Here is a 26,425-nt window from a genome sequence, read left to right on the forward strand (position 1 = left end):
ACCACAACGTCCGGAAAACCCTACCCGGTCCGTTCATCCGCCTCGGGCATTTTTCCGGTTTCAAGGATTTCCATCATCTCATCGTGTAGCGCTGCCTCGCGCGGTCCGATGATCTCCTGCACACGGGCAACATATTCCTTGTTCTCCATGACAGGGATCGCCGGGTCATAGGCATCGGCCAGCGATATCATCGACGCCCGGTCGGCGCGGTTGAACGCCTCGACCATCATCTCTGCACGATCCGGGGCGATCCCCATCGCCTCAAATACCGACCGCCCCATGCGTAAGGAGCTGTCGTAAGTATCACGGATAATATCACGACAACCTGCGGCCCAAAGCTCGTAAACATGATGCCGGTCCACTGCGCGCGCCACGATATGCACGTCGGGTGCTGCCTGTTTGGCATAGCGCACCAATTCGGTGATCTTGTCCCTGTCATCAATCGCAATCACAAATATCTTTGCCTTCTGCAGCCCGGCAGCATGCAACAGATCAGGGCGCGTCGCGTCGCCATAATAAATCTGCGCACCAAAAATTCGCATATTTTCCAGATGCTTGGCGTTGTAGTCGATTACCGTCAGGCTGTATCCCGCCGCGCTCAGAATACGGCGCACGATACCACCCACCCGACCGCCGCCAGCGATAATCACCTCACCCTGCTCTTCAATCGTGTCAGCCTCGCGAACCTCCTGCCCGACATAGCGCGGCGCAATCAGCCGGTCGTAAAGGATAAACAGCACCGGGGTCAGCAGCATCGACAGCGCCACCACCAGTAGCAGCAGATCCGCCATATCAGACGGGATCGCCCCGTTCGCCACCGTAAAGGACAGCAACACAAAGCCGAACTCACCAGCTTGTGCCAACCCCAAAGCCATCAGCCAACGGTCGCCCCCGCGAATGCCAAATATCATGCCCAGAACCAGCAGAACCGCCGTTTTGACCGCAATCAGTGCCAGCGTCAGACCAATGATCAGCGCCAGATTTTCACCCAGCAGAACGAAATTGATACTCGCACCAACAGTCATAAAGAAAAGACCCAGCAACAGCCCCTTGAACGGATCAATGTCCGATTCAAGCTCGTGCCGATATTCGCTATTGGCGAGGACCACCCCTGCCAAAAATGTGCCCAACGCAGGCGAAAGCCCCACCAGTGACATCAAAAGAGCGATCCCAACCACCATCATCAGCGCAGTGGCTGTAAACAATTCACGCAAACCAGCCGCCGCGATGAAACGAAAAACGGGCCGCGTCAGATAGCTGCCCGCCCCAACAACGGCGCCAATCGCCGCGAGATTGACCAAAGCGGTCTGCCAGCCATTCAACCCGGCAACCAGGCTCATGCTTTCTTCATGTCCACCTTCCGCACCATGCGCAGTCACCACCGCCAGTTCTGGCAAGGCCAGTAGCGGCACCAGCGCTAGCATCGGGATCACGGCAATGTCCTGAGCAAGCAAAACGGCAAAGCTTGACTGGCCACCATCACTTTTCATCAATCCTTTTTCGTTCAATGTTTGCAATACGATAGCGGTCGAACTCAGCGACAGCACCAGACCAATCGCCAGCGCGATGGTCCAGCTAGCCCCCAGCAGCATGGCCACACCCATCACCGCCAATGCGGTCAATCCAACCTGCCCACCGCCAAGCCCCAGCAGCCGCCCCCGCATCGACCAAAGCAGTTTCGGCTCCAACTCCAGCCCCACCAGAAACAGCATCATGACAACGCCAAACTCAGCAAAGTGCTGGATCGCGATCACATCCACATGCAGCCACCCCAGCACCGGACTGATCAGAATACCCGCAATCAGATAGCCAAGCACCGACCCCAGCCCAAACCGCGTCGCTATTGGCACTGAAAAGACGCCTGCAATCAGAAAGATGAATGCCAGCAACAGGAAATCAGTCATATGTCAGCCCCTCGGGTTTTGGCAGATGATGCGCGGGACCAGCGGGAAATGCAAAGCCCGCCAGCAGACAAAAAAAGGGCCCCCGAAGGGACCCTATAGTTTCGTCGATCAGGCTCACTCTTTATATACCGCTCGGTTTGTTGCCTGCGGCCCGATCCACGCCGAGGGCGAGCGCACCCGCCCCGGGATTTCGTTGGTGTGAAGAAATTTCGTAAGGAAATTTCTTCACCTCCCGAGATTTTTCGTCACGAAAAATCTCAGCTACACCCAGAGGTGCCCCCACATGTATTGCACTTCATGCAAGTCCCGTTCCTAACCAGCGTATAGTTTCCGCACTCCCCGCAAGGGTCACCCTCGTAGCCCTGCATCTTGGCCTTGTCCCGTGCACTCAGACTGGTGGTTGATGTCGCTGTAACAACTGTTGTCGATGTTTCAACTTCTGGCACGAGTGTCTGCAAAGCCGCCGACGGATCAGACCCGGTGGCCAAGGCTGTCGCCCCCATGCCGCCCTGCAGCACCACCAGATCCTGTGGCATCCGCTTGCGCAGATATCCGGTCGAGGAAATCTGCTTGAGCACTTCGAGCGAGCGCGTCGCCGCATTCTCGGTCGGGGCCTGAATGTTCGACACGCCTTCTTGTTCCCCACGCCCGATATCATCGAATGTGGCTCCTTCCGGCTTCACATGCGCCAGATCGGTACGGTCGAGATAGGACACAGCCAGTTCGCGGAAGATGTAATCCAGGATCGAGGTCGCGTTCTTGATACTGTCATTCCCCTGCACCATGCCTGCCGGTTCGAACTTGGTGAATGTGAACGCATCCACGAATTCCTCAAGCGGGACGCCATATTGCAGGCCCACCGACACCGCGATAGCAAAGTTGTTCATCATTGCCCGGAAGCCAGCGCCTTCCTTGTGCATATCGATGAAAATCTCGCCCAGCGATCCGTCTTCGTATTCGCCGGTGCGCAGATAGACCTTGTGCCCACCAACAATGGCCTTCTGGGTATAGCCCTTGCGCCGCTGCGGCATCTTTTCACGCTCGCGGTTGCGAACTTCCTGCACGATGATCTTTTCAACGATCTTCTCGGCCAGCACTGCGGCCTTTTCGTGATGGTTGCCGCTTTCCAGCACCTCCATCGCGTCGTCGTCATCCTCTACCAGCGCGGATGCCAGCGGCTGCGACAGTTTCGATCCGTCACGATACAGCGCGTTGGCCTTCACCCCCAGCGACCAGGACAATTCATAGGCTTTCTGACAATCCTCGATCGTCGCATCATTGGGCATGTTGATCGTCTTGGAAATCGCGCCCGAGATAAACGACTGGGCCGCTGCCATCATATAGATATGGCTGTCAACACTCAGATAACGCTTGCCTTTTTTGCCGCACGGGTTGGCGCAGTCGAACACATTGTAATGCTCTTCCTTCAGGAATGGCGCACCTTCCAGCGTCATCGTCCCGCAAACATGGTCATTCGCGGCGTCGATATCCTGCTTGGAATAGCCAAGGTGACGAAGCAGATCAAATGTGGGATCATTCAGCTTTTCAGCGGGAATGCCGAGGGTCTTGGTGCAGAATTCCTCACCCAGCGTCCATTGGTTAAAGACGAACCGGATATCAAAGGCAGATGCCAGCGCCGCCTCAACCTTATCCAACTCCGCCTGACCAAAACCATGCCCGATCAGCGACGTTTGGTTGATCGCGGGCGCCTGCCCGATAGAACCATGCCCAACGGCATAAGCGATGATTTCTTCGATCTGCGCCGAGCCATAGCCCAGCTTTTCAAGGGCCGCGGGCACGGACTGGTTGATGATTTTGAAGTAACCACCACCGGCCAGCTTCTTGAACTTTACCAAAGCGAAGTCAGGCTCGATCCCGGTTGTATCGCAATCCATGACCAGACCAATGGTCCCGGTCGGCGCGATGACTGACACCTGCGCGTTGCGATAACCGTGCTGCTTGCCAAGCGCCAGCGCCTCATCCCACGCGGACACGGCCAGTTCAACCAACCGCCGATCAGGGCAGTTGGCGTGGTCCAGCGGAATCGGCTTCACGTCCAGCTTGTCATAGCCGGTTGTCTTCCCAAGTGCGGCCTGCCGGTGGTTCTTGATCACCCGCAACATATGCTTGCTATTTTTCTTGTAGCCCGGAAAGGCACCCAACTCGCCCGCCATCTCGGCCGACGTCGCATAAGACACACCCGACATGATCGCAGTCAGCGCGGCACCCATCGCACGGCCTTCATCACTGTCATAGCCAAGGCCCATATTCATCAGCAGACCACCGATATTGGCATAACCCAGACCCAGCGTGCGGAAGTCATAAGAGCGCTGCGCGATTTCTTTCGATGGGAACTGCGCCATCATCACGCTGATTTCCAGCGTCACCGTCCACAGACGGGTCGCATGCATATAGTCTTCGACCTGGAATTCGCCGTCTTTATAGAACGTCAGCAGGTTCATTGACGCCAAGTTACAGGCCGTGTCATCCAGGAACATGTATTCAGAACACGGGTTTGAGCCGCGGATCGCGCCATCTTCGGGGCATGTGTGCCAGGCGTTGACCGTATCATGGTACTGAATGCCCGGATCGGCACAGGCCCAAGCGGCATGACCCACCTGTTCCCACAGATCGCGCGCCTTGATGATCTTGGCGACCTCACCGTTCTTGCGGTTGATCAGCTTCCAGTTCTCGTCGTTCTCGACGGCCTTCAGGAAGGCATCGGTGACACGGATCGAGTTGTTGGAGTTCTGGCCAGACACGCTCGAATAGGCTTCCGAATCCCAGTCGGTGTCATAGGTGGGGAATTCGATGCTGGTATGGCCCTGCTTGGCATAGTCCAGCACGCGCTTGATATAAGTTTCTGGGATCGCTGACTTTTTCGCATCCTTGACGGCAGCGGCCAGCGTGTCGTTCTTCTTGGTGTCGTAGGCATCATCGGCCGCGCCGTCCCATGCTTTGATCGCCGCAAAGATCGCATTTAGATAACGCTCGTGCATCTTGGAACCGGCGACGATGCTCGCCACCTTCTGTTCTTCGATGACCTTCCAGTTGATGAATTCCTCAATATCGGGGTGGTCGGCATCCACGATCACCATCTTGGCCGCACGGCGTGTTGTGCCACCCGATTTGATCGCGCCAGCCGCACGGTCACCGATTTTCAGGAAGCCCATCAGGCCGGATGACTTGCCGCCACCGGACAGCGGCTCACCTTCGCCGCGCAGGCTTGAGAAGTTCGTGCCCGTACCAGACCCGTATTTAAACAGACGCGCCTCGCGCACCCACAGGTCCATGATGCCACCATCATTGACCAGATCATCGTCAACCGACTGAATGAAACAGGCATGCGGCTGCGGATGCTCATAAGATGATGCTGACTTGGTCAGCTCACCGGTCTTGTAATCCACGTAATAGTGGCCCTGCGCGGGCCCATCGATACCGTAAGCCCAATGCAGGCCGGTGTTGAACCATTGCGGGCTGTTGGGTGCCGCGCGCTGGGTCGCCAGCATGTAGCGCATTTCGTCGAAATAGGCGCGGGCGTCGTCCTCGGACGAGAAATAGCCACCCTTCCAGCCCCAATAGGTCCACGCGCCTGCAAGGCGATCAAACACCTGTTTCGCTGACGTTTCGCCGCCGAATGTTGCACCCTTGGCAGGTTCGGACCGCCACAAGAACTCCGGCACGCCCTTTTCCTTCACCTTTTTCAGTGCTGAAGGCACGCCCGCCTTGCGGAAATACTTCTGGGCAATGACATCGGACGCCACCTGACTCCACCCGGCGGGGATCTCGCAATCGTCCAGCTTGAACACAATCGTCCCGTCGGGGTTTCGGATTTCTGACGTGGTGGATTTGAACTCCAGCGCGGCATAGGCATCCTGCCCGGCGGTGGTAAAATTGCGTTCGATCTTCATTGCTTCTGCCCCTTGCTATCTTGCCGTCGTTGCGGCCAAATCCTGAATCACACCGCTTTGTGCAGCGCAAAAAATAATGCGTATCGATAACCCCAGGCCGACCACAACCGGTCCGGTCAATGACCAGACAACTATCGTGACGTCGCTATTGGCTTTACGCCCGCCTGCTGAAACCGTCCCCGTGCCGCTACCACATATTGTGTCGTGATTGTCGGCCTGCACAACCTGACGCATCTACCCATAGTGGGTCAACGAATTTTTAACACAAAATCTCGATTAAATCTGTTGACGTGGCCAATCGGAAAACCGCGGACAACGGCCACGTGATTCACCCACTGACTTGTCCACAGATCACGGGTCTTCACGAAATCGAGAAACCCTTTAGGTTCGGCCCACTTACGCCAAATGGCTCAATCAATACCTGAGCGGAAATCGATCAGCTTCCGGGCGATTAACACAGATTAACGTAAAGTTAACACACACTTAAGCTGGGCGATCCGACCGACCAAATCACCCGCGATGCGCGAAATTGGCCACCGAATCGGTGGTTATACTGCTTGTCATATCCTGAAGATGAAGTGGTCGGGGCGGAGAGATTCGAACTCCCGACCCTCTGTTCCCAAAACAGATGCGCTACCAGGCTGCGCTACGCCCCGGACCGAGAGTGTCTTTAGCCCCACCGGGATGATTTGAAAAGCCCTAACTGTGAGTCTTTTCGATGCAGGGCAAAATTGCCTCCGCCCCAAAACTGGGATGCTGCATCACATCGCCAACATCCATGCCCAACCGGTTCACCAGGCCGCCATTGATTTCCAGCACCATCTGCACGCCATCACCGCCGGGGATCGGGGTCAGATCACCGGGCACAGCATTTTCGTGTATGGCCAGAATTTCCCCAACAGGGCTAGCAAACAACATATCAAGGGGAATCAATGTGTTTTTCATCCAAAAGCTGACAGCCTGCGGTTCTTCGTAGATAAACAGCATGCCGGATAACGTCGGCATCTCTTCAACGAACATCAGACCGCGGGACCGTTCCTGCGGATCATCGGCAACTTCAACGGTAAATGTCGCCTGACCCCAGTCACCGGAAACAGTGACCTTATCGTCGGCGCAAACGGCCCAGACGGGCTGCGCAACGCACAGGCAAAACGCAACCAGCGCGCCTACCTTCACTTGACCGCTGCCTCCCAACCGACAACTTCGATGGCCATACGCCCACGCTCGCCATCGACCAGACGCAAACCGACAGCCTCACCGGATTGCAGGTCGGACAGGCCGGAGCGGCGCAGCACCTCAACATGAATGAAAACATCTTCGTCATTGCCGAAAATGTTAGCGAATCCAAAACCCTTGGCCTTGTCGAACCACTTGACGCGGGCGGGCTCAATCGGCCGTTGGGCGATATCCTCCGCCGTGAACTCCACCATGTCGCGCAACGGGACAGAGGTTTCACTTTGGGGCGGCGTGATCGACAATACCTGCGTGGCCTGCAGCCCGCGTTGCGTATCCTGCACGATGATCTCGATCGCCGAGCCGTCAACAACAGATCCCTGACCAAAGTTTCGCAGCACATTCGCATGCAGCAGAATGTCAGGTCCTCCAAGGTCGGCCACGACAAAGCCGAATCCTTTTGAGGGATCGAACCACTTCACCTGTCCAGTCACCTGCCGTTGGCCGCTGGCCTCTTGCGTATTCATCAAGTCTTCCCCTACGTCACCTTCCACATATTCGGGATGTGACCGTCTTTGTCTTTCATATACGATCTCGACCAGAAAAAAACCCGGACTTCAAGGCCTTGCATTTCACGAAGCGTGAAATTCAGGGGTTTAGTCGGGCAATTTCCCAGTTCTGATCAATCGTTGCGCGTGACCACCGAAACCGATCATGCAATCTGAACTGACCGTCGGACCAAAACTCGATCTCCAACGGCCGGATACGAAAACCACCCCAAAAGGGTGGCCGTTCCGGATCCGGTCCCTTTTGCAGCGTTACCTTTGCCACCTCCGCCATCAAGGCGGAACGCGACGTCAATGGGCGGGATTGCCGCGATGCCCATGCGCCCAGCCTACTCTTGAGTGAACGTGAGGCATAGTAGGAATCGGCCAAAGCCCCGTCTTCCTTGCTGACTTCGCCACGAACCCTGATCTGACGACGCATCGACTTCCAATGAAGGACAAATGCAGCCTTGCCGCAACCGGCAATTTCGATGCCCTTCTGACTTTCGTAGTTGGTATAAAACACAAACGCCTCGGGCTCGATCTCTTTCAGCAACACAATGCGCACATTGGGCATGCCTGTATTGTCTACGGTCGATAAGGCCATCGCGTTGGGGTCGTTTAACTCAGCCTTCTCCGCCTCCGCCAACCAGGCGCGCGCGATCAGAAACGGATCACTACCAGAAAATATGCCCTCGCGGTCGGACATAACCGATCCTCAAATAGGCCCCGCGTTAACGATTAGGATTAATCGCGCCGAGAGGCAACCACTTTGGTTCCATCGGGCAATAGCTTGCTGACCGGTTTGCAATCGCCTAAACCGATTTGAAGCAACGCCAAAAGAAACAAAGGACTGGTGGGATGAGCGCGAAATTGATGCAGGGCAAACGGGGCCTGATCATGGGGCTGGCCAACGACAAATCCATCGCATGGGGAATCGCCAAAGCCTGCGCAGACGCAGGTGCCGAACTTGCCTTTTCCTATCAGGGCGAGGCCTTGAAAAAGCGTGTTGAACCACTCGCCGCCTCTGTCGGCTCCGATATTGTGCTGCCCTGCGATGTGGGCGACGAAGCATCGATCGACGCACTTTTCGCATCGCTTGAACAGCGTTGGGGCAAGATGGATTTCATCGTCCACGCCATTGGTTTTTCAGATAAAAATGAACTCCGCGGCAGGTATGTCGACACCAGCCGAAACAATTTCCTGATGTCGATGGATATCTCGGTTTACTCCTTCACCGCCGTCGTGCAGCGCGCGGAAAAGATGATGACTGATGGCGGTTCCTGCCTGACGCTGACCTATTACGGCGCAGAGAAAGTGATGCCGCATTATAATGTCATGGGCGTCGCCAAGGCCGCACTTGAAGCATCTGTGCGCTACCTGGCCGAGGATCTGGGCAAGGACAATATCCGGGTCAACGCAATCAGCGCGGGCACAATCAAAACACTTGCAGCCTCCGGCATAGGCGACTTCCGACTGATCATGAAATGGAACGAATATAACTCGCCCCTGCGGCGCACCGTCACGCAGGAGGAAGTGGGCAAGTCGGCGCTTTATCTGCTCTCGGACCTTGGCAGCGCCGTCACGGGTGAGGTGTTGCATGTCGACGCCGGTTACCATGTCGTGGGCATGAAGGCCGTGGATGCACCTGACATTACGAAGGAATAATCACTTTGACGCTGACCGCACTTCTGACTTTGATGGGGCTTCAGGCGCTGATCGCGATCAGCCCGGGGCCCGCAGCCGTCGTCACAATCAAAACATCGGCGGCGCGAGGTGCACAAGCGGGACTTCTCTTAAGCTTCGGTCTCGCGTCTTCGATCGTGCTATGGGCCGCCGCCGCACTTGCAGGTCTCTCCATTATCTTTGAGGTCGCACCTTACCTGCAGACAACTTTGCGCATTATCGGTGGACTGTTCCTTATCTGGATCGGGATTTCGATGATCCGCCATGCCAGCGCGCCGATGGCCGATGCCAATGAAGCTGACGTCATCGGGGGTCGACGACTCTTCCGGCTTGGCCTCATCACCAACCTCGCCAACCCCAAGGCGCTGGCCTATTTTGCCGCCGTGTTCGTTGGTATCATGCCGCACGATCCAACACCCGCCGCCGCAGCCGCAGTCCTCGCTGTCATCTTCATGATCGAGTTCGGGTGGTACGCCCTGCTCAGCCTGCTTTTTTCCCGCCCATCGCCACGCAGGGCCTATCAGCGGGGCAAGACCCATCTTGATCGTATCTTCGGCGGTCTGATCGCGGCACTTGGTGCCCGGATCGCCTATAACTAGGAACAGAGTGATGACCGACACCCGACTGCCCCATGAAAAAGGTTTCCATATCAGTTGGGACCAGATCCACCGCGACAGCCGGGCATTGGCTTGGCGACTTGACGGGCAAGGCCCTGATAACGGAGCCTGGAAAGCCGTGGTTGCCATTACCCGCGGCGGCATGGCCCCCGCCATGATCGCCGCACGCGAACTGGATATCCGCACCGTCGATACAATCAGCGTAAAAAGCTACGATCACCAGGACCAGTCCGAGGCCAAGGTGCTGAAAGCCCCCGATGCTGAACTGATGGGCGATGGCACCGGCGTGCTGATCATCGACGATCTGGTCGACAGCGGCAAAACGCTCGAACTGGTGCGGCAACTCTACCCCAACGCCCATTTCGCGACGGTTTACGCCAAACCCAAGGGACGCCCGCAGGTCGATACTTTCATCACCGAGGTCAGCCAGGATACCTGGATTTTCTTTCCGTGGGACATGGCACTGCAATATGTCGAGCCATATCGCGGCAAGGATTAAGCACGTCACGCCCAAGGGGATCGCCATGCCGCTACCGCGCACCGCCACGACATCTGCGCCACCCGTGATGGAAGCGCGGCGCTGGCTTGAAGGCGTTAGCCACCCATCTGGCAGGCCGTTGCTCAATGTCAGCCAGGCCGCGCCGGTCGATCCGCCACCCGCCCCATTGCGCGAAGCGATGGCGCAAATCGTGCTGAACGATCCTGATGCCCATCTCTACGGCCCTGTACTTGGCTTGCCAGAGCTTCGGGATGAGGTGGCAAAGCAATGGACCGCAAGCTACGGTGGATCGATCAGCGCCGATCAGGTCGCCATCACCTCCGGCTGCAATCAGGCCTTTGCGGCGGCCATCGCCACTCTTTGCGCCGAAGGGGATGAGGTGATCATCCCCGTCCCCTATTACTTCAATCATCGCATGTGGCTGGACATGTCCGGGGTCAAAACCGTGCCGCTGCCTTTTGGCGATGGCATGATACCTCTGGCCGCGGCGGCCGCGCCGTTGATCACCAGCAAGACACGCGCCATCGCGCTGGTCAGCCCCAATAACCCTTGTGGTGTGGAATACCCGGCGGAGACCTTGCGCGCCTTCCTCGACCTCGCCCGCACCCACGGCATCGCCTTGATCGTCGACGAAACCTATCGCGATTTCGACAGCCGTACCCGCGCTCCTCATGATCTGTTTGCCGATCCCGACTGGCACGAGACTCTGATACACCTTTATTCCTTTTCAAAGGCTTACAGGCTGACCGGACATCGGGTGGGCGCCATCGTCACCTCACAAGCCAGACTGGCCGAGGTCGAAAAATTCCTGGACACAATCACCATCTGTCCAAACCAGTTGGGGCAGCGGGCAGCACTTTGGGGGATGCAAAACCTTGGCGACTGGCTTGCTGGTGAACGGCTGGAAATCCTCGACCGGCGGGCGGCCATTGCGGACCACTTTCCGGGACTTGCCGCCCAAGGCTGGGACCTGCTCGGGTGTGGTGCATATTTTGCCTATGTCCGCCATCCTTTCACCGTCTCATCAGCGGAACTCGCGCCCCGTTTGGTGCGTGACGCCGGTGTTCTGTTGCTGCCCGGCACGATGTTCATGCCGGACGAATTGCAAGGCGGCGAAACCCAGTTCCGGATCGCCTTTGCCAACATTGATCGGGCCGGGGTCAAGACGCTTTTCGAAAGGCTGGCAAAGGTCACCTACTGACCCTTGCACGCCTGCCCCCTGCCCCTTATTCATGCGCCACCCGATAGCGGGCATATGAATAACAGGCGGGTGCAACGCATGGCGGAAAAAAAGAAAAATCGGTACGGGGTCTGGATTGTCGTGATCCTGATTCTGCTGGGTCTGGCAGGCTTCGGCACCGGTGGGCTGTCCGGCAGTATCCGCAACATCGGCACCGTCGGTGAAAAGGATGTCAGCGTGGCGGATTACCAGCGTACGCTCAACACCCAGATCCGCGCCTTGTCGGCCCAGTTCGGTGCACCGATTTCCTTTCAACAGGCGCAGGCCTTCGGTATTGACCGGGCGGCGTTGCAGCAGATCATTCTGACCCGGACACTCGATAACGAGGCAGCACAGTTGGGCATTTCCGCTGGCGATGAAAATGTCTTTGCCCGTTTGCGCCAGATCCCGCAGTTTCAAGGGGCCGGCGGCAGCTTCAATCGCGAAAGCTATCGTTTTGTGCTCGAACAGGAGGGGCAAAGCGAGGTTGAGTTCGAAAACACGCTACGTGAAGAAATGGCGCGCACCCTGTTGCAAGGTGCCGTTGTTGGCGGCGTACCAGCGGCAGAGGCTTATGCAGAGGCACTTGTGCAATATATCGGCGAACAACGCAGCGTGACATGGGCCACCGTCGATGCCGAGGCGCTGACATCGCCTGTCCCCGGCGCGACCGAGTCTGATCAACAGGCCTACTACGATGCCAACCCAGAGGCATTTACTTTGCCAGAGGCCCGCAACATCACATATGTCTGGCTGACCCCCAACATGATCCAAGATCAGATGACAGTCAGCGACGTAGAGATTGAACAACTCTACAATGACCGCATCGCCGAATTCGTCCAACCAGAGCGTCGGCTGGTTGAGCGTCTGGTCTATTTCGATGCTGCACAGGCGGAAGCAGCGCGTGAAAAGCTGGAAGCCGGTGAAGTCACCTTTGAGGATCTCGTCGAAGAACGGGGGCTGGGCCTGTCTGACATCGACCTTGGCGATGTCGATCAGGCCTCGCTTGGCGATGCAGGGGATGCCGTTTTTGCCGCAAACCCCGGAGATGTCGTCGGCCCCTTCAACTCAGGGCTTGGGCCTGCACTCTTCCGGATGAACGCGATCCTGTCGTCACAGGAAACCACCTTGGAAGAGGCAACGCCCGCCTTGCGTGAAGAACTTGCCGCAGATGCAGCACGCGAAGTGATCAATGACAGCACCGACCAGATTATCGACCTGCTGGCGGGCGGCGCCACGATGGAGGATCTGGCCGAACGCACGGACATGGAACTGGGCACGATCAGCTGGACCGCCGACATGGCCGAAGGGATCGCCGCTTATGAAGGTTTCCGGCAAGCGGCAGCGACCGTGGAAGAGGGAACCTTTGCCGAACTCAATGATCTGGCCGACCGGGGTGTCTTCGCACTGCGGCTCGACAGCATCACGCCACCCACGCTACAACCGCTCGACGATGTTCGCGAGGCGGTGAAAGACGCATGGCAGGTCCAGGCCCGGCAAGACGCCGTGATGGCCAAGACCGCAGAGATCGCTGACGGCATTGAACTTCTGACCGGTTTTGAAACCGTGGGGCTGGAGCCTGTGATTGAACCAAACCTGACCCGGCGCAGCTTTGTCGAAGGCACGCCACCGGATTTCAACGACCAGATCTTTGAGATGTCGGTAGGCGAGGTCCGTGTGCTCGACGCCGAAAACCGGGCAATCATCGTGCGGCTTGATGATATCGCCCCGCCCGACCCGACCTCCGAAACAACGATCGCGCAACGCGAACAGCTTGCGCAAAACGCGGCCGCCGGTATCGCGCAAGACATATTCGATGCCTATGCCACATCGCTGCAGGAACGGACGGACGTCAACATCAATCAGACCACCGTGAACGCGGTCAACGCCCAGTTTCAATAGGTCAGCCATGGCGCTTCTGCCCGCATATGATGATTTCGCCAGTGGCTATGAGGCGGGCGAAAACCAGATCGTCTACACCCGCATCGCGGCCGATCTGGACACGCCCGTATCGCTGATGCTCAAGCTCTCCGGCGCTGGCAAGAACGCCTTCATGCTGGAAAGCGTCACAGGGGGCGAGGTACGGGGGCGTTACTCCATTATCGGCATGAACCCTGACCTGGTCTGGGAATGCCGTGGCACCACATCACGGGTGAACCGAAACGCGCGCTTTGATGATGCGGGCTGGGCCGATATGGCTGACGATCCGCTTACAGCGCTGCGGGCGCTTCTATCCGAATCGCAAATCGATTTACCCACCGATCTGCCAGCCGCCTCTGCCGGGCTCTTTGGGTATCTTGGCTATGACATGATCCGGCTGGTCGAACACCTTCCCGATGTAAACCCCGACCCGCTGGACCTGCCCGACGCGGTCATGTTGCGCCCATCTGTCGTGGCCGTGCTGGACGGGGTCAAGGGCGACGTGATCCTTGTTGCACCGGCTTATGTAAACAGCGGGCTGTCAGCACGCGCCGCCTACGCACAGGCCGCCGAACGGGTGATGGATGCGCAACGGGCGCTGGAACGGCCCGTACCCGGCAGCAGCCGGGCACTAGCCGAACCGGCACCAGTCGCACCGCCGGTCTCGAACTTCAGCCATAACGGCTATTTGCAAGCCGTTGAAACGGCCAAGGAATACATCCGCGCTGGCGACATCTTTCAAGTGGTGCCATCACAGCGCTGGACCCAGGAATTTCGGGAACCGCCCTTCGCGCTCTATCGCTCGCTGCGGCGTACCAACCCCTCGCCCTTCATGTTCTTTTTCAATTTTGGCGGCTTCCAGGTCATCGGGGCCAGCCCGGAAATCCTCGTCCGCGTCTTCGGGAAAGAGGTCACGATCCGTCCCATCGCGGGCACAAGACCACGCGGGGCCACGCCGGACGAGGACAAGGCCAACGAGGCCGATCTGATGGCCGATGAAAAGGAACTGGCCGAACATCTGATGCTGCTTGATCTGGGGCGGAATGACACCGGCAAGGTCAGCAAGATCGGCACGGTGCGGCCAACCGAACAATTCATCGTCGAACGTTACAGCCATGTGATGCATATCGTCTCGAATGTGGTGGGAGAACTGGCCGATGATCAGGATGCGCTCAGCGCATTTTTCGCAGGCATGCCCGCTGGCACGGTGTCCGGCGCACCCAAGGTTCGCGCGATGGAGATTATTGACGAACTGGAACCCGAAAAGCGCGGCGTCTATGGCGGCGGCTGCGGATATTTCAGCGCCAATGGCGACATGGACATGTGTATCGCCTTGCGCACCGCCGTGCTGAAAGAGGAAAAACTCTATATCCAGGCAGGCGGCGGCGTCGTCTATGACAGCGACCCCGAAGCGGAATATCAGGAAACGGTGCACAAATCCAACGCGATCCGCAAGGCTGCGGCGGACGCGACCATGTTCGAAAACGGCAACGGCTAAAACACGACAGACACCACACCGTAAGATGGGTTTTAACCCATCTTCCCATGGACCATCTCTACTCCGTCGTAATCTGATCTTTCAAAATGGCCGTCACAGGTGCCATCAGAAACTGATCACTATCAATTTCCCCGCCCCACGCAGCCAGCGCACCAAGTGTTGCGTCGCTGACCTTCGCCAACAGTACCGCATCACCCGACTGGCGTGCGCGAAACGCCGCCTGATCCAACGCCCGTCCGATCGCTGACGGGCTTTGCCCATCGCCATCCAGATCACGCAACACTGCGGCGGCAGGCACATTGGCTTGCTCCGCGATCCGCAAGGCATTGCCAAGACCACGTTGAATGGTCACCAGACCACGCCCATCAGCAGCCAGAACCTCGACAACCTGCTCTGTCACTGACCGATTGCCTTGTACACCATCCTCACCATCCGAAAACAAAACAACAGCGTCAGGCACGGCGGCCAATGCAGCCTCAAAGGCAATCTCGACATCAGACGGCGTCGCACCACCTGGCAGTGACGCACTGATCCCGACCTCGATGCCAGCGGCGCGATAGGCCGCCATCCGGCTAACGGCGTCAGCGGCCAAAGGATCCAGAATCACTGTCACCGGAAACCCAAGCGCTGCCACACTGTCCGGAGCTGCAGTAATGGATGGATCATCAACCATCATCAATGACAGCATCGGCAAAGCCTGCGGGTTCTCGAACGCTGTCGCATATCGCAGCAAGGCGGGTGCACCTTCCGGTATCTCCGTCTCCGGGACGATCTCGGCCTCTTGTCCCGCCTGCGCGGTCGGCTCCGCACCGGGACGGTTTACCCTCACCGCGGTTCCGCCGCCGGGCAGACTTGGTTCAGCGGCAGGTTCCTCGACCGCCGCAGTGCCATCCGCTGTCGGCGCGGCGTCCGGCTCAGACTCGGGAACGATTTCTGGCGCGGGCTGCGGGTCAGGATCCACGCGGGCAATGTCCGCTGCCACATCTTCCTCGGTCGACACCGCTTCGGACTGCTCCTCGGCGACCGGTCTGTCCGAGATATCCGGCTCCACAACTTCGGCAATGATCGGGGGCGTGTCATTCGTGGCATCTGGAACCGCCTCCACCACAGGTGGGGCCTCCACCGGTGCGGGGGCAACAACTACCTCTTCGGTCGGCGCCACCAATGTGGGGAGTGTTTCGTCAACAGCTATAGGCGCATCAGGTTCAACAGGGCCGCCATCCACGGTCGGTGCAACGACAGTCTCGGTATCGACATCGATCGATGCGATCTCATCCGGGGCTGCTGCCGGTTGCTGATCAATCTCGGGGACTGCCTCAACAACCAGTTCGGGTTGTCTCTCGGCCGGGCTGGCAGGCGCTACCGGATCGTCCGCAGCAGGTGCAATCGCTGGTGGGGCCGGTTCAGCAGGGGCTGAAACCTCTGGTGCGGCAGCAACAGTCTCAGGAACAGCAGGAGGCTCAGTCTCGGCCAAGGGCAGGTCCACAGCACCATCATCCTGCTGTAGCGGTGCGACCTCCGGGACCTCTGACATGTCTGTTTCCGGCTGCAAACCATCAGCTGAGGCGGTATCGATAACATCCGGTTCCGCCGCTGATTCAGGCGCCGCTTCAGCGATCAGTGTAGCTTCACGCTCGGGCAATTCGCCCACTTGCGACGCAACACCAAGGCACACACCGCCGATCACTAAACCCCAAAGGCTACCTGACACCGTACCACGCATGCTGCCTACCCTTTAATTCCTGCGCATTCACGCATCGTTCGACCTTGACGCTCCGGTACATCCCGGCCCATGTATGGACAGCCTTATATCGTCAGCCGCGTGGTGGACGGTAGCCCCTATTTCCACCTGCGCGGGATTTGTCCATGCTGCTCCTGATCGATAACTACGACAGCTTCACATATAACCTTGTGCACTACCTCGGTGAACTTGGGGCAGAGGTCGTGGTGCGCCGGAACGATGCGCTGAACGTGCAAGAGGCGATGGCAATGAAACCGTCGGCCATTATGCTGTCACCGGGCCCGTGCGACCCATCACAGGCCGGCATCTGTCTGGCCCTCGTTCACGCTGCTGCAGAAACGCGAATGCCGCTCATGGGCGTCTGTCTGGGGCATCAAGCCATTGGTGAGGCGTTCGGCGGCAAAGTCGTGAGATGTCATGAGATCGTTCATGGTAAGATGGGCGCAATGAAACACACCGGGCACGGGTTGTTCGCCGACCTGCCCAGCCCGTTCGACGCGACACGCTACCATTCGCTGATCGTGGACCGCGCCACTCTGCCCGACAGCCTCGAAATCACCGCCGAACTGGACGACGGCACCATCATGGGGCTACAGCACAAGGCATTACCCATCCACGGCGTGCAGTTCCACCCCGAAAGCATTGCATCCGAACACGGGCATAAGCTTTTGGGCAACTTCCTCAGACTGGCAAAGGTGCCTGCATGAGCGACGCGCTGAAGCCACTGATCAATGCCGCGGCTGAGGGTCCGTTGACGCGTCAGCAGGCCGAGCAGGCCTTTCAGATCCTGTTCGAAGGCGACGCGACGCCATCCCAGATCGGCGGCTTTCTGATGGCCCTGCGCACGCGTGGCGAAACGGTTGATGAATATGCCGCCGCTGCCGCGGTCATGCGCGCCAAATGCCTGCCTGTGCGGGCACCGGACGGGGCAATGGATATCGTCGGCACAGGCGGTGACGGCAAACACACGCTCAATATCTCGACCGCAACGGCCTTTGTGGTGGCTGGCGCGGGTGTGCCGGTGGCCAAACACGGCAATAGAAACCTGTCATCCAAATCCGGTACGGCTGACGTGCAAGGCCAGTTGGGGATCAACGTCATGGTCGGGCCTGATGTGGTTGAACGTGGTCTGGCCGAGGCGGGGATCGGTTTCATGATGGCGCCAATGCATCACCCGGCGATTAAACATGTCATGCCGACGCGGGCCGAACTTGGGACAAGAACGATCTTCAACATCTTGGGACCGTTGACAAATCCCGCAGGTGTAAAACGCCAACTCACCGGGGCATTCACCCGCGATCTGATCCGACCCATGGCCGACACTTTGCTGACACTCAGGTCAGAGGCGGCCTGGCTGGTCCACGGTTCCGATGGCACCGACGAGTTGACAATCACCGGGGTGAGCTGGGTGGCCGCAGTTGCCGATGGCGGCGTGACAGAGTTTGATGTAAACCCAGAAGATGCAGGCCTTCCCGTTCATCCTTTCAGCGACATCATCGGAGGCACACCCGAAGAAAACGCACATGCCTTACGAGCGCTGCTCGCCGGGACACAAAACGCCTATCGCGATGCAGTCCTGCTCAATGCTGCAGCGGCGCTTGTTGTCGCAGGCAAGGCCGATAACCTGCCGCAAGGTGTTGAAATGGCACGGGAAAGCATCGACAGCGGCAAGGCGAAAACCGCCGTCGAAACCTTGGCGAGAGTTACCCAGGAAAGTTAAACGAGTATGAACATTCGGCCCCTTCGTGCGTTGATCATCGCAGGCATCGTTCTAACAACAGGTATCTGGCTTTCTGCCACTGCCATATCCCAGCTCAATGATGCATCCATCCTGCAGCGTACGGGCGTTGAGACAACGGGAACAGTATCGCAAAAATGGATCGTCGCGGGTGAAAGCAAGGACACAAGCCACCGCATTCGCTACACTTTTCAACTCAATGATCAAAACCACACTTTCGAACGCTCGGTACCCATCGCCTTGCATCGTGTTGTCCATAGTGGCTCCAACTTTCGCGTGACAGTCAGCCCTCAAGATCCTGACCTGCACGAAATTTTCCCTGGTCAGCTCGCCGGGACTGCGCAGTCTCAGCTAATTGCGGGTTTGATAATAGGCGCGATTGGCGTTGCGATCTTTTTTCTCGGCGGCGGTATGGGATTCTTCCGGCGCGAAGAGCCGGATGTTTGATCTCTCACACCTGGAATCATGGGCAGGCTTGCCGTTCTTCTCCGACGATCTTGATCGGATCGCAGGTCAGTTGGGTCCGGACTTTCTGCCTCCCTCGGATCTGACTTTCGCAGCCCTCGAAAGTACATCACCCGACAAGACCCGGGTCGTGATTATCGGCCAGGACCCATACCATACACCGGGCAAGGCTGATGGGCTCGCCTTCTCGATTCCGGACGATTTTGGCGGGCGGCTCGATAGTCTCGGCAACATATTCAAGGAAATCGAAACCGACGTCGGCCAGACCCGCAGCAAAACCAGCCTCGATGACTGGGCTGACCAAGGCGTCTTGCTGCTGAACACAGCCCTCACCGTTCCGCCCGGCCAACCCAAAGCCCACGCCAAACTCGGCTGGTCCAAACTGGTCACGCAAGTCATCACCCACCTGAATGACCGCCCCCGCGCCTACATCCTCTGGGGCGGCCCTGCGCAATCTTACGCCAAGCACATCGCAGGCGACAATCTGATCCTCAAATCCGCACACCCCTCGCCACTCTCCTGCCATCGCGGCTTTTTCGGCTCCCGCCCATTTTCAACCGTGAACCAGTGGCTTATTGATCGGGGTCAGGAACCAATCCACTGGGCGGACCCATGAGCGACATCCTCGAAAAGATCAAAACCTACAAGCTGGAAGAGGTCGCAACCCGCAAGGCCGCCATGCCTCTGTCAGAGGTCGAGGCACAGGCCAATGATGCCCCACCCACCCGCAGTTTTACCGAAAAACTGGCCGAGGCCGCCCGCGAGGGCTACGGTCTGATCGCCGAAATCAAAAAGGCCAGCCCGTCCAAGGGCCTGATCCGCGCTGATTTCGATCCGCCCGCGCTGGCCCGCGCCTATGCCGAAGGTGGGGCCGCCTGCCTGTCCGTCCTGACCGACACCCCCAGCTTTCAAGGCGACGACAGCTACCTGACCGCCGCACGATCAGCCTGCGACCTGCCCGCCCTGCGCAAGGATTTCATGTACGATACCTATCAGGTGGCAGAGGCCCGCGCGCTGCACGCCGACTGCATCCTGATCATCATGGCCTCGGTCAGCGACACACAGGCGCAGGAACTCGAAGATGCCGCAATCGGATGGAACATGGACGTGCTGATCGAAGTGCATGACGCCGACGAACTCGAACGGGCCACGCATCTGAAATCCCCGCTCATGGGCATCAACAACCGCAATCTCAAGACATTCGAAACCTCGCTCGACACCACCCGGACGCTGTCCAAGCTGGTTCCAACCGACCGAATGATCGTCTGCGAAAGCGGGCTGAACACACCGGAAGAACTGGCCGATATGGCCCGCTACGGGGCGCGCTGCTTTCTGATCGGCGAAAGCCTGATGCGACAAGACGATGTTGAGGCGGCCACGCGGACCCTCCTTGCCAATCCACCATCGGGGGGCATGTGATGTCCAGCCTCAGCCATTTCGACAGCGACGGCAAGGCGCACATGGTCGATGTGTCCGATAAACCCGTCACCGCCCGCATCGCGGTGGCCGAGGGACACATCACAATGACAGCCGCAACGCTCGCGTTGATCACCGAAGGCCGCGCCGACAAAGGCGACGTCCTCGGCATCGCGCGCATAGCAGGTATCATGGGGGCCAAGAAAACCGCCGAACTGATCCCCCTCTGCCACCCGCTGCCGATCACCAAAGTGGCGCTGGATCTGGTGCCAGACGAAACCCTCCCCGGTATCCGGATCACCGCGACCGTCAAAACCGACGGCCAGACCGGCGTCGAAATGGAAGCGCTGACAGCCGTCAGCACCGCAGCCCTCACAGTCTACGACATGGTCAAGGCCGTACAAAAAGACATGGAAATCAGCGGCATCCGCCTGACACTCAAGGACGGCGGCAAATCCGGACGGTTCGAGGCCCCATGATCACGGTCGAAGAGGCCCTCGCCCACCTCTTCGCGCTTGTGTCGCCCCTGGACACCGAGACGGTCCCGCTGGCCAAAGCCAACAATCGCGTGCTGTCACAGGATGTCACCGCGCGCCGCGATCAGCCGCCCTTTGCCGCCTCCGCCATGGATGGCTATGCGGTGGGAGGTGCGGACGCCCAAACCGGGGCCACATTCAAGGTCATAGGCGAAGCCGCCGCTGGCCATGGTTTCATCGGGGCCGTGGACAAGGACGAAGCGGTCCGCATCTTCACTGGCGCACCGCTTCCCCAAGGCACCGATTGGGTCGTCATTCAGGAAGACGTGACGCGGGCTGGCGACATGATCACCATCGGCGACACCCTCGAAAGCAAATCAAATGTTCGTCCTGCCGGGGCTGACTTCAAAACCGGCGACACAATCACCGCCCCTCGCCGCCTGACCCCATCGGATGTCGCTCTGCTGGCATCCATGAACATCCCGCGCGTCCCGGTGACCCGCCGCCCCACAGTCGCAATCATCGCCACAGGCGATGAACTTGTCCAACCGGGCGAAGATCCCGGCCCAGATCAAATCATCGCCTCCAACAGCTATGGCATCGCCGCGTTGCTGGAAAATCTCGGCGCATACACGCGGCTTCTGCCCATCGCACGCGACACCGTCTCATCGCTCGAACTCAGCTTTGATCTCGCCAAAGATGCCAACCTGATCGTCACCATAGGCGGGGCCTCGGTGGGCGATCATGACCTGGTGGGCTCTGTGGCTCAGGCACAAGGAATGGAGCGCGCCTTCTACAAGATTGCCATGCGCCCCGGCAAACCGCTGATGGCCGGGCGCATGGGCAACGCAACCATGATCGGCCTGCCGGGCAACCCAGTCTCGGCGATGGTCTGCGGGCATATCTTCCTCGCCCCTGTCATCAACAAAATGCTGGGACTTGGCGAAACACCTGCACCCCGGCAAATGGCGACGCTTGCCAAGGATATCGGCGCCAACGGCCCGCGCGAACACTACATGCGCGCGCAACTTGGCTCCGATGGCGTCACGATCCACGACCGACAGGACAGCTCCCTGCTGACGGTTCTGGCCGGGGCCAACTGCCTTGCAATCCGCCCCATAAACGATACGGCCCGCGCCAAAGGCGACCCGATCGACATCATCCTGCTCTGACCAGCTTCTTTCTTCCACAAATACTCCCGCCGGAGGCATCTGCCCTCACAACATCCCGAAACAATTGACACAAAACAGGAACATGCGTAGAACATATGCAAAACCTGTGAGGGGAAGAGCATATGTTAACCAAGAAACAACTCGACCTGCTGGAGTTTATCCACGCCCGCGTTCAGCGCGATGGAGTCCCGCCCAGCTTTGACGAGATGAAAGAAGCGCTGGATCTGCGCTCGAAATCCGGTATCCACCGGCTGATTACCGCATTGGAAGAACGCGGGTTCATCCGCCGTCTGGCCCACCGCGCCCGCGCGCTGGAAATCGTCAAGCTGCCCGATGCCATGCAGGCCAAGACGGGCTTTACCCCCCGTGTAATCGATGGTGACAAGCCCGACAGTACCCCGGCCCGCGCAATGCCCGTCGACACTGGCTCGGTCGAACTGCCTGTCATGGGCCGTATCGCCGCCGGCGTCCCGATCGAGGCGATCAGCCAAGTCTCGCACAACGTGCATGTGCCGCAATCCATGGTCGGCAAGGGCGATCACTACGCCCTTGAAGTCAAAGGCGATTCGATGATCGATGCCGGGATCAACGATGGCGATGTCGTGGTAATCCGCGAAACCACCGTGGCCGATAACGGCGATATCGTCGTGGCCCTTGTCGAAGGGCAAGAGGCGACGCTGAAACGCTTCCGCCGCAACGGCAACGCCATCGCACTCGAGGCGGCAAACCCCGCCTACGAAACCCGCGTCTTCCGCGACGATCAGGTCAAGGTGCAAGGCCGCCTTGTCGGTCTGATCCGCACCTACTGACGGCTTGTCATTTCGGTCACAAGGGTCGCTTCGGCGGCCCTTTGGTCTTTTGTCAGAACGCGCGACGGCTCTGCCGGGCCCTGCCTACGGTTCCAGGGCCGATTGCCGGCAACACCATGTGCCGTTGTCACCTGCAAATCGCCGTGCTCGGTCAGATCAAACGCCAACGCACCGGATTTGCGCAAATCGTCCAGATCATACTGCGTGCAAGGTCGCGACAGCGGATCAACCTGATTGCTGATCAGAACATCCGCACCACCGCATCCGTCCAGATCAGCCAAGGCCATTTTGCCAGAAACTTGCACAATCTCCCAATCGCCCAGCATCGCGCGCACCACCCGGCCATCACGTTGCAAACCATTGCGCGCCGCAGCCACCGCCTGTTCCACCGGCCCGCCATCGTTTTCCAGCCAGATCCCGGCAACAAACCCGCTGCCACTTTCGCTTGATAATGCGCGACCGTCGGGGCCGATCACGCCCAACAGCGCGCCCGTATCAGCCACCAGAACCGCAGGCCGCCCGGATTGCTGCCACAGCACCCCGGAAATCAGAACCGCGACCAGCCCCGCAAACCGGCCACGGCCTTGCCATAGGATCAACACCAGCAACCCTGTCGCCACCAGCGGCAGCACGAACCAATGCGGGGCCACCACATGCCCCACCGCACCTGGTTGCCCGGCCACATGATCCGCCACAAACAGGATCCAGCGCAGCCCAAGATCCATGAACCACAACCCCACCTGCCACAGACCAAACGGGGCCAGGCAGACCGCCAGAACCGCTGCGGGCATCACCAGAACACCCATCAACGGCACGCTCAGCAAGTTCGCAATCAACCCGTAATGCGCAATCTGGTTGAAATGCGCGGCGGCAAACGGGGCCGTCGCCAGCCCCGCCACAAAGGATGAAATGACCACGGACAAGATGGGTCGCGACCATTTCGGCAGGCGTGACATATCAAACCGACGCAAATACCCGAATACCGCAACCAGTGCAGTCGTCGCAGCAAAAGACATCTGAAACCCCGGCCCGGTCAACGCCTCCGGCTGCCAGATCAGCACGATAATCGCCGCCATCGCCACCGCACGCAGGGTCAGGGCGCGCCGGTCCAGCAAGACGGCCACAAACATCACTGCCACCATGATAAAGGCCCTTTCGGTGGCGACGTTGCCCCCGGACAATGCCAAATAGAATGCTCCGACGCATAACGCGCAAACCGCCGCAATCTTCTTCAACGGCAGCCGCAATGCAATCCAAGGCACCAAAGCCAACCCATAGCGAATAACCGCAAAGATGAACCCGGTCAGCAACCCCATATGCAGGCCTGAAATCGCCAATAGATGGGCCAGATTGGCTGCACGCAAATCAGCCAAAGCCTCTTGATCCATCGCAGACCGGTCACCTGTCATGATCGCCGCGGCGAATGCTCCTGTGTCTCCCGGCATGGCCTCCTGCACGGCTTGCGACAATGCCATACGTATTGCGAATATACGCATGCGCCAACCAGCGCGCGCAGGCTCCGCCAAGCGCAAGACAGCGGTCCGGGTATATCCAACAGCACCAAGCTCCAAAAACCAAGCATGGCGCTGAAAATCAAACCCGCCGGGTTCCGCCGGACCTGCGGGCGGCGACAGATGGCCCGTCATAATCAACGTCTCACCGGGGCGAAACGTGGTCATCACCTGCGTACCATGCACAGATACGCGTACCCGGGCAGGCGTGCGGTCTGGCGCAAAATCCTCCAAAACCACACGGTCCAGCGTCAGGCGCGTCGCATCGCTGGCCGAACGGTCGATATTCACCACACGCCCTTCAATCGGACCATAATACCGGAAACCCAGGGTCGGCGCCTCGACACTCATCGTGCGCCACTTGGCCAAGCCAGCACCCGCGATCACCAGCATCAGCCCAATCATGATTGGGGCATAAGCTACATTGACCAGTCGCGACAGCACCAGCAGAACGACCGCACAAATCCCAATCCCCGCCATGAAAACGGCGCCCGGCTCCTCACCGACAGAAAAATACCACCCGATCCCCAGCGCCAGGCAAACCGGCACCCAGCCAATCAATGCGCCCCGCTGCGCCAAAAGCGCGTCTTCGATCACGGCACGCACTTGTCCTTCGCCCCTTGGCTTAGTATCCCCCGACCTCAAGCCGGAACCCTACCGGAAATCTGGTTAGCGAAAGGTTAATCCCTCATGTCCGTCGTCACACGTTTCGCCCCGTCCCCTACCGGTGCCTTGCATATCGGGGGCGCACGCACGGCGCTCTTCAACTGGCTTTACGCGCGCGGTCGGGGCGGTCAATTCCTGCTGCGGATCGAAGATACGGACAAGGCACGGTCAACCGAGGAAAACAAGCAGGCCATTCTCGATGGTCTGACATGGCTCGGCCTTGATTGGGACGGCGAACCATCCAGCCAGGCCGCCAACGCCGCGCGGCACGCCGAGGTCGCAAACGACCTGCTCATCAAAGGCAAGGCCTATAAATGTTTCAGCACGCAGGAAGAAATCGAGGCTTTCCGCGAAAAGGCACGGGCAGAAAAAACCTCCACCCTGTTCCGCTCTCCTTGGCGGGACATACCCGAAAGCGATCACCCCGACGCACCATTCGTCATCCGGATCAAGGCACCCCGCGACGGACAGACAACGCTTCATGACGAAGTACAGGGCGATGTGACATGGACCAACGACCAGCTTGACGACATGGTGCTGCTCCGCTCCGACGGCACGCCGGTCTATATGCTGGCGGTGGTGGTCGATGATCATGACATGGGCGTGACCCATGTGATCCGGGGCGATGATCACCTCGCCAATGCCTTCCGGCAAAACCTGATCTATGACGCCATGGGCTGGGCCAAACCCGTTCTGGCCCATATCCCTCTGATCTTCGGACCGGATGGCAAGAAACTGTCGAAACGGCACGGGGCCACCGGTGCAGCGGAATATCAGGCCATGGGCTATCCTGCGGCCGGCATGCGCAACTACCTGACGCGACTAGGGTGGAGCCACGGGGACGACGAATTTTTCACCGACGCGCAGGCGCGTGACTGGTTCGATCTAGATGGGATCGGCAAATCACCCGCCCGGTTCGACTTCAAAAAACTGGAAAACTTGTGCGGCCATCACATTGCGGCAGCAGACGATGCTGCACTGCTGCAGGAGTTACAGAATTACCTTGCGGCAACCGGGGCCGATCCTCTGACTGAAACACAAGCCGACGGAATGCTGAAAGGGATGTACTGCCTCAAAGAACGGGCCAAGACCTTCCCGGAACTGCTTGAAAAAGCACATTTTATACTGAAATCAAGACCGATTCAGCCAGACGACAAGGCGGCGGCACAACTCACCGATGTATCCCGTGGTATACTGTCTGAATTGACGCCGCAGTTGCAAAATGCTAGCTGGACCCGTGACGCTCTCGAAGGGGTCGTCGCGTCTGTTGCCGAAGCTCATGACATGAAGTTGGGCAAGCTCGCCGGACCGCTGCGCGCGGCTTTGGCCGGACGCGCGGTATCCCCGAGCGTTTTCGACATGATGTTGGTCCTGGGGCAAGACGAAACCATCGCCCGGCTGCAGGACGCCAGCGCCTGAAACCAATTCGTTACGAATTGTAGGTAGCTGGCCACCGACG

The 26,425-nt window shown here is 58.8% G+C and carries 22 protein-coding genes and 1 tRNA gene; 15 read left to right on the forward strand and 8 right to left on the reverse strand.

Annotated features, from left to right (window positions below; genetic code table 11):
- Positions 1-20: 20 nt before the first annotated feature.
- From ACFWW2_RS13480 to pdxH, 6 genes are all read right to left on the reverse strand, one after another.
- Entirely contained in the window at positions 21-1,904 is a 1,884-nt protein-coding gene (locus ACFWW2_RS13480) for a cation:proton antiporter (RefSeq protein WP_393928597.1), read from the reverse strand.
- A 257-nt stretch (positions 1,905-2,161) separates the two neighbouring features.
- Complete coding sequence (locus tag ACFWW2_RS13485) at positions 2,162-5,815, reverse strand: vitamin B12-dependent ribonucleotide reductase (protein WP_393928598.1); 3,654 nt, start codon at positions 5,813-5,815, stop codon at positions 2,162-2,164.
- Positions 5,816-6,394: 579 nt separating this feature from the next.
- Positions 6,395-6,471, reverse strand: a tRNA-Pro gene (locus tag ACFWW2_RS13490).
- 43 nt (positions 6,472-6,514) lie between these two features.
- Positions 6,515-6,991, reverse strand: coding sequence for a DUF192 domain-containing protein (locus ACFWW2_RS13495; protein WP_393928599.1), 477 nt, complete (start codon positions 6,989-6,991; stop codon positions 6,515-6,517).
- Positions 6,988-7,515: a cold-shock protein gene (locus ACFWW2_RS13500; protein ID WP_393928600.1), complete on the reverse strand. Its 528-nt coding sequence runs from the start codon at positions 7,513-7,515 to the stop codon at positions 6,988-6,990. Before ACFWW2_RS13500 ends, ACFWW2_RS13495 begins: the two co-directional genes overlap by 4 nt.
- A 121-nt stretch (positions 7,516-7,636) precedes the next feature.
- Entirely contained in the window at positions 7,637-8,242 is a 606-nt protein-coding gene (pdxH, locus tag ACFWW2_RS13505; protein ID WP_393928601.1) for a pyridoxamine 5'-phosphate oxidase, read from the reverse strand.
- A 152-nt stretch (positions 8,243-8,394) separates the two neighbouring features.
- Between pdxH and fabI the strand changes: the two genes are divergently transcribed.
- The 6 genes from fabI to trpE all read left to right on the forward strand — a co-directional run bounded on the left by fabI (position 8,395) and on the right by trpE (position 14,972).
- Complete coding sequence (gene fabI / locus ACFWW2_RS13510; protein ID WP_393928602.1) at positions 8,395-9,201, forward strand: enoyl-ACP reductase FabI; 807 nt, start codon at positions 8,395-8,397, stop codon at positions 9,199-9,201.
- A 5-nt stretch (positions 9,202-9,206) separates the two neighbouring features.
- On the forward strand, positions 9,207-9,818 hold the full coding sequence (locus ACFWW2_RS13515; protein WP_393928603.1) for a LysE family translocator: 612 nt from the start codon (positions 9,207-9,209) through the stop codon (positions 9,816-9,818).
- A 10-nt stretch (positions 9,819-9,828) separates the two neighbouring features.
- The gene (gpt, locus tag ACFWW2_RS13520) at positions 9,829-10,335 is read left to right on the forward strand and encodes a xanthine phosphoribosyltransferase (RefSeq protein ID WP_393928604.1); all 507 of its coding nucleotides are present in this window, start codon (positions 9,829-9,831) and stop codon (positions 10,333-10,335) included.
- Between the two features lie 25 nt (positions 10,336-10,360).
- Positions 10,361-11,536 (forward strand): aminotransferase, encoded by a 1,176-nt coding sequence (locus ACFWW2_RS13525; protein ID WP_393928605.1) that lies wholly within the window; start codon positions 10,361-10,363, stop codon positions 11,534-11,536.
- Between the two features lie 78 nt (positions 11,537-11,614).
- Positions 11,615-13,456, forward strand: coding sequence for a peptidylprolyl isomerase (locus ACFWW2_RS13530; RefSeq protein WP_393928606.1), 1,842 nt, complete (start codon positions 11,615-11,617; stop codon positions 13,454-13,456).
- 7 nt (positions 13,457-13,463) lie between these two features.
- Complete coding sequence (trpE, locus tag ACFWW2_RS13535; protein WP_393928607.1) at positions 13,464-14,972, forward strand: anthranilate synthase component I; 1,509 nt, start codon at positions 13,464-13,466, stop codon at positions 14,970-14,972.
- A gap of 58 nt (positions 14,973-15,030) precedes the next feature.
- On the opposite strand, the gene ACFWW2_RS13540 is transcribed toward trpE, so the two are convergent.
- Positions 15,031-16,695, reverse strand: a complete 1,665-nt coding sequence (locus ACFWW2_RS13540; protein ID WP_393928608.1) for a divergent polysaccharide deacetylase family protein — start codon at positions 16,693-16,695, stop codon at positions 15,031-15,033.
- Positions 16,696-16,838: 143 nt separating this feature from the next.
- Between ACFWW2_RS13540 and ACFWW2_RS13545 the strand changes: the two genes are divergently transcribed.
- The 8 genes from ACFWW2_RS13545 to lexA all read left to right on the forward strand — a co-directional run bounded on the left by ACFWW2_RS13545 (position 16,839) and on the right by lexA (position 22,789).
- Positions 16,839-17,420 carry an anthranilate synthase component II gene (locus ACFWW2_RS13545; protein WP_393928609.1) on the forward strand — a complete coding sequence of 194 codons (582 nt, stop codon included), beginning with the start codon at positions 16,839-16,841 and terminating at the stop codon, positions 17,418-17,420.
- Positions 17,417-18,433, forward strand: a complete 1,017-nt coding sequence (gene trpD / locus ACFWW2_RS13550) for an anthranilate phosphoribosyltransferase (RefSeq protein WP_393928610.1) — start codon at positions 17,417-17,419, stop codon at positions 18,431-18,433. Before ACFWW2_RS13545 ends, trpD begins: the two co-directional genes overlap by 4 nt.
- Positions 18,434-18,439: 6 nt before the next feature.
- On the forward strand, positions 18,440-18,898 hold the full coding sequence (locus ACFWW2_RS13555) for a DUF3592 domain-containing protein (RefSeq protein ID WP_393928611.1): 459 nt from the start codon (positions 18,440-18,442) through the stop codon (positions 18,896-18,898).
- Positions 18,891-19,532 (forward strand): uracil-DNA glycosylase, encoded by a 642-nt coding sequence (locus ACFWW2_RS13560; protein ID WP_393928612.1) that lies wholly within the window; start codon positions 18,891-18,893, stop codon positions 19,530-19,532. The genes ACFWW2_RS13555 and ACFWW2_RS13560 overlap by 8 nt, the downstream gene beginning before the upstream one ends.
- Entirely contained in the window at positions 19,529-20,335 is an 807-nt protein-coding gene (gene trpC / locus ACFWW2_RS13565) for an indole-3-glycerol phosphate synthase TrpC (protein WP_393928613.1), read from the forward strand. Before ACFWW2_RS13560 ends, trpC begins: the two co-directional genes overlap by 4 nt.
- On the forward strand, positions 20,335-20,811 hold the full coding sequence (gene moaC, locus ACFWW2_RS13570) for a cyclic pyranopterin monophosphate synthase MoaC (RefSeq protein ID WP_393928614.1): 477 nt from the start codon (positions 20,335-20,337) through the stop codon (positions 20,809-20,811). The genes trpC and moaC overlap by 1 nt, the downstream gene beginning before the upstream one ends.
- Positions 20,808-21,980: a gephyrin-like molybdotransferase Glp gene (glp, locus tag ACFWW2_RS13575; protein ID WP_393928615.1), complete on the forward strand. Its 1,173-nt coding sequence runs from the start codon at positions 20,808-20,810 to the stop codon at positions 21,978-21,980. Before moaC ends, glp begins: the two co-directional genes overlap by 4 nt.
- Positions 21,981-22,102: 122 nt before the next feature.
- Positions 22,103-22,789, forward strand: coding sequence for a transcriptional repressor LexA (gene lexA, locus ACFWW2_RS13580; protein WP_393928616.1), 687 nt, complete (start codon positions 22,103-22,105; stop codon positions 22,787-22,789).
- Here lexA and ACFWW2_RS13585 read toward each other — a convergent pair.
- On the reverse strand, positions 22,783-24,897 hold the full coding sequence (locus ACFWW2_RS13585; protein WP_393928752.1) for a ComEC/Rec2 family competence protein: 2,115 nt from the start codon (positions 24,895-24,897) through the stop codon (positions 22,783-22,785). The genes lexA and ACFWW2_RS13585 overlap by 7 nt on opposite strands.
- 93 nt (positions 24,898-24,990) lie before the next feature.
- Between ACFWW2_RS13585 and gltX the strand changes: the two genes are divergently transcribed.
- Positions 24,991-26,385, forward strand: a complete 1,395-nt coding sequence (gltX, locus tag ACFWW2_RS13590) for a glutamate--tRNA ligase (RefSeq protein WP_393928617.1) — start codon at positions 24,991-24,993, stop codon at positions 26,383-26,385.
- The last annotated feature ends 40 nt before the right edge of the window (positions 26,386-26,425 follow it).

Source organism: Yoonia sp. R2-816, from assembly GCF_046762905.1.
Taxonomy (GTDB): domain Bacteria; phylum Pseudomonadota; class Alphaproteobacteria; order Rhodobacterales; family Rhodobacteraceae; genus Yoonia.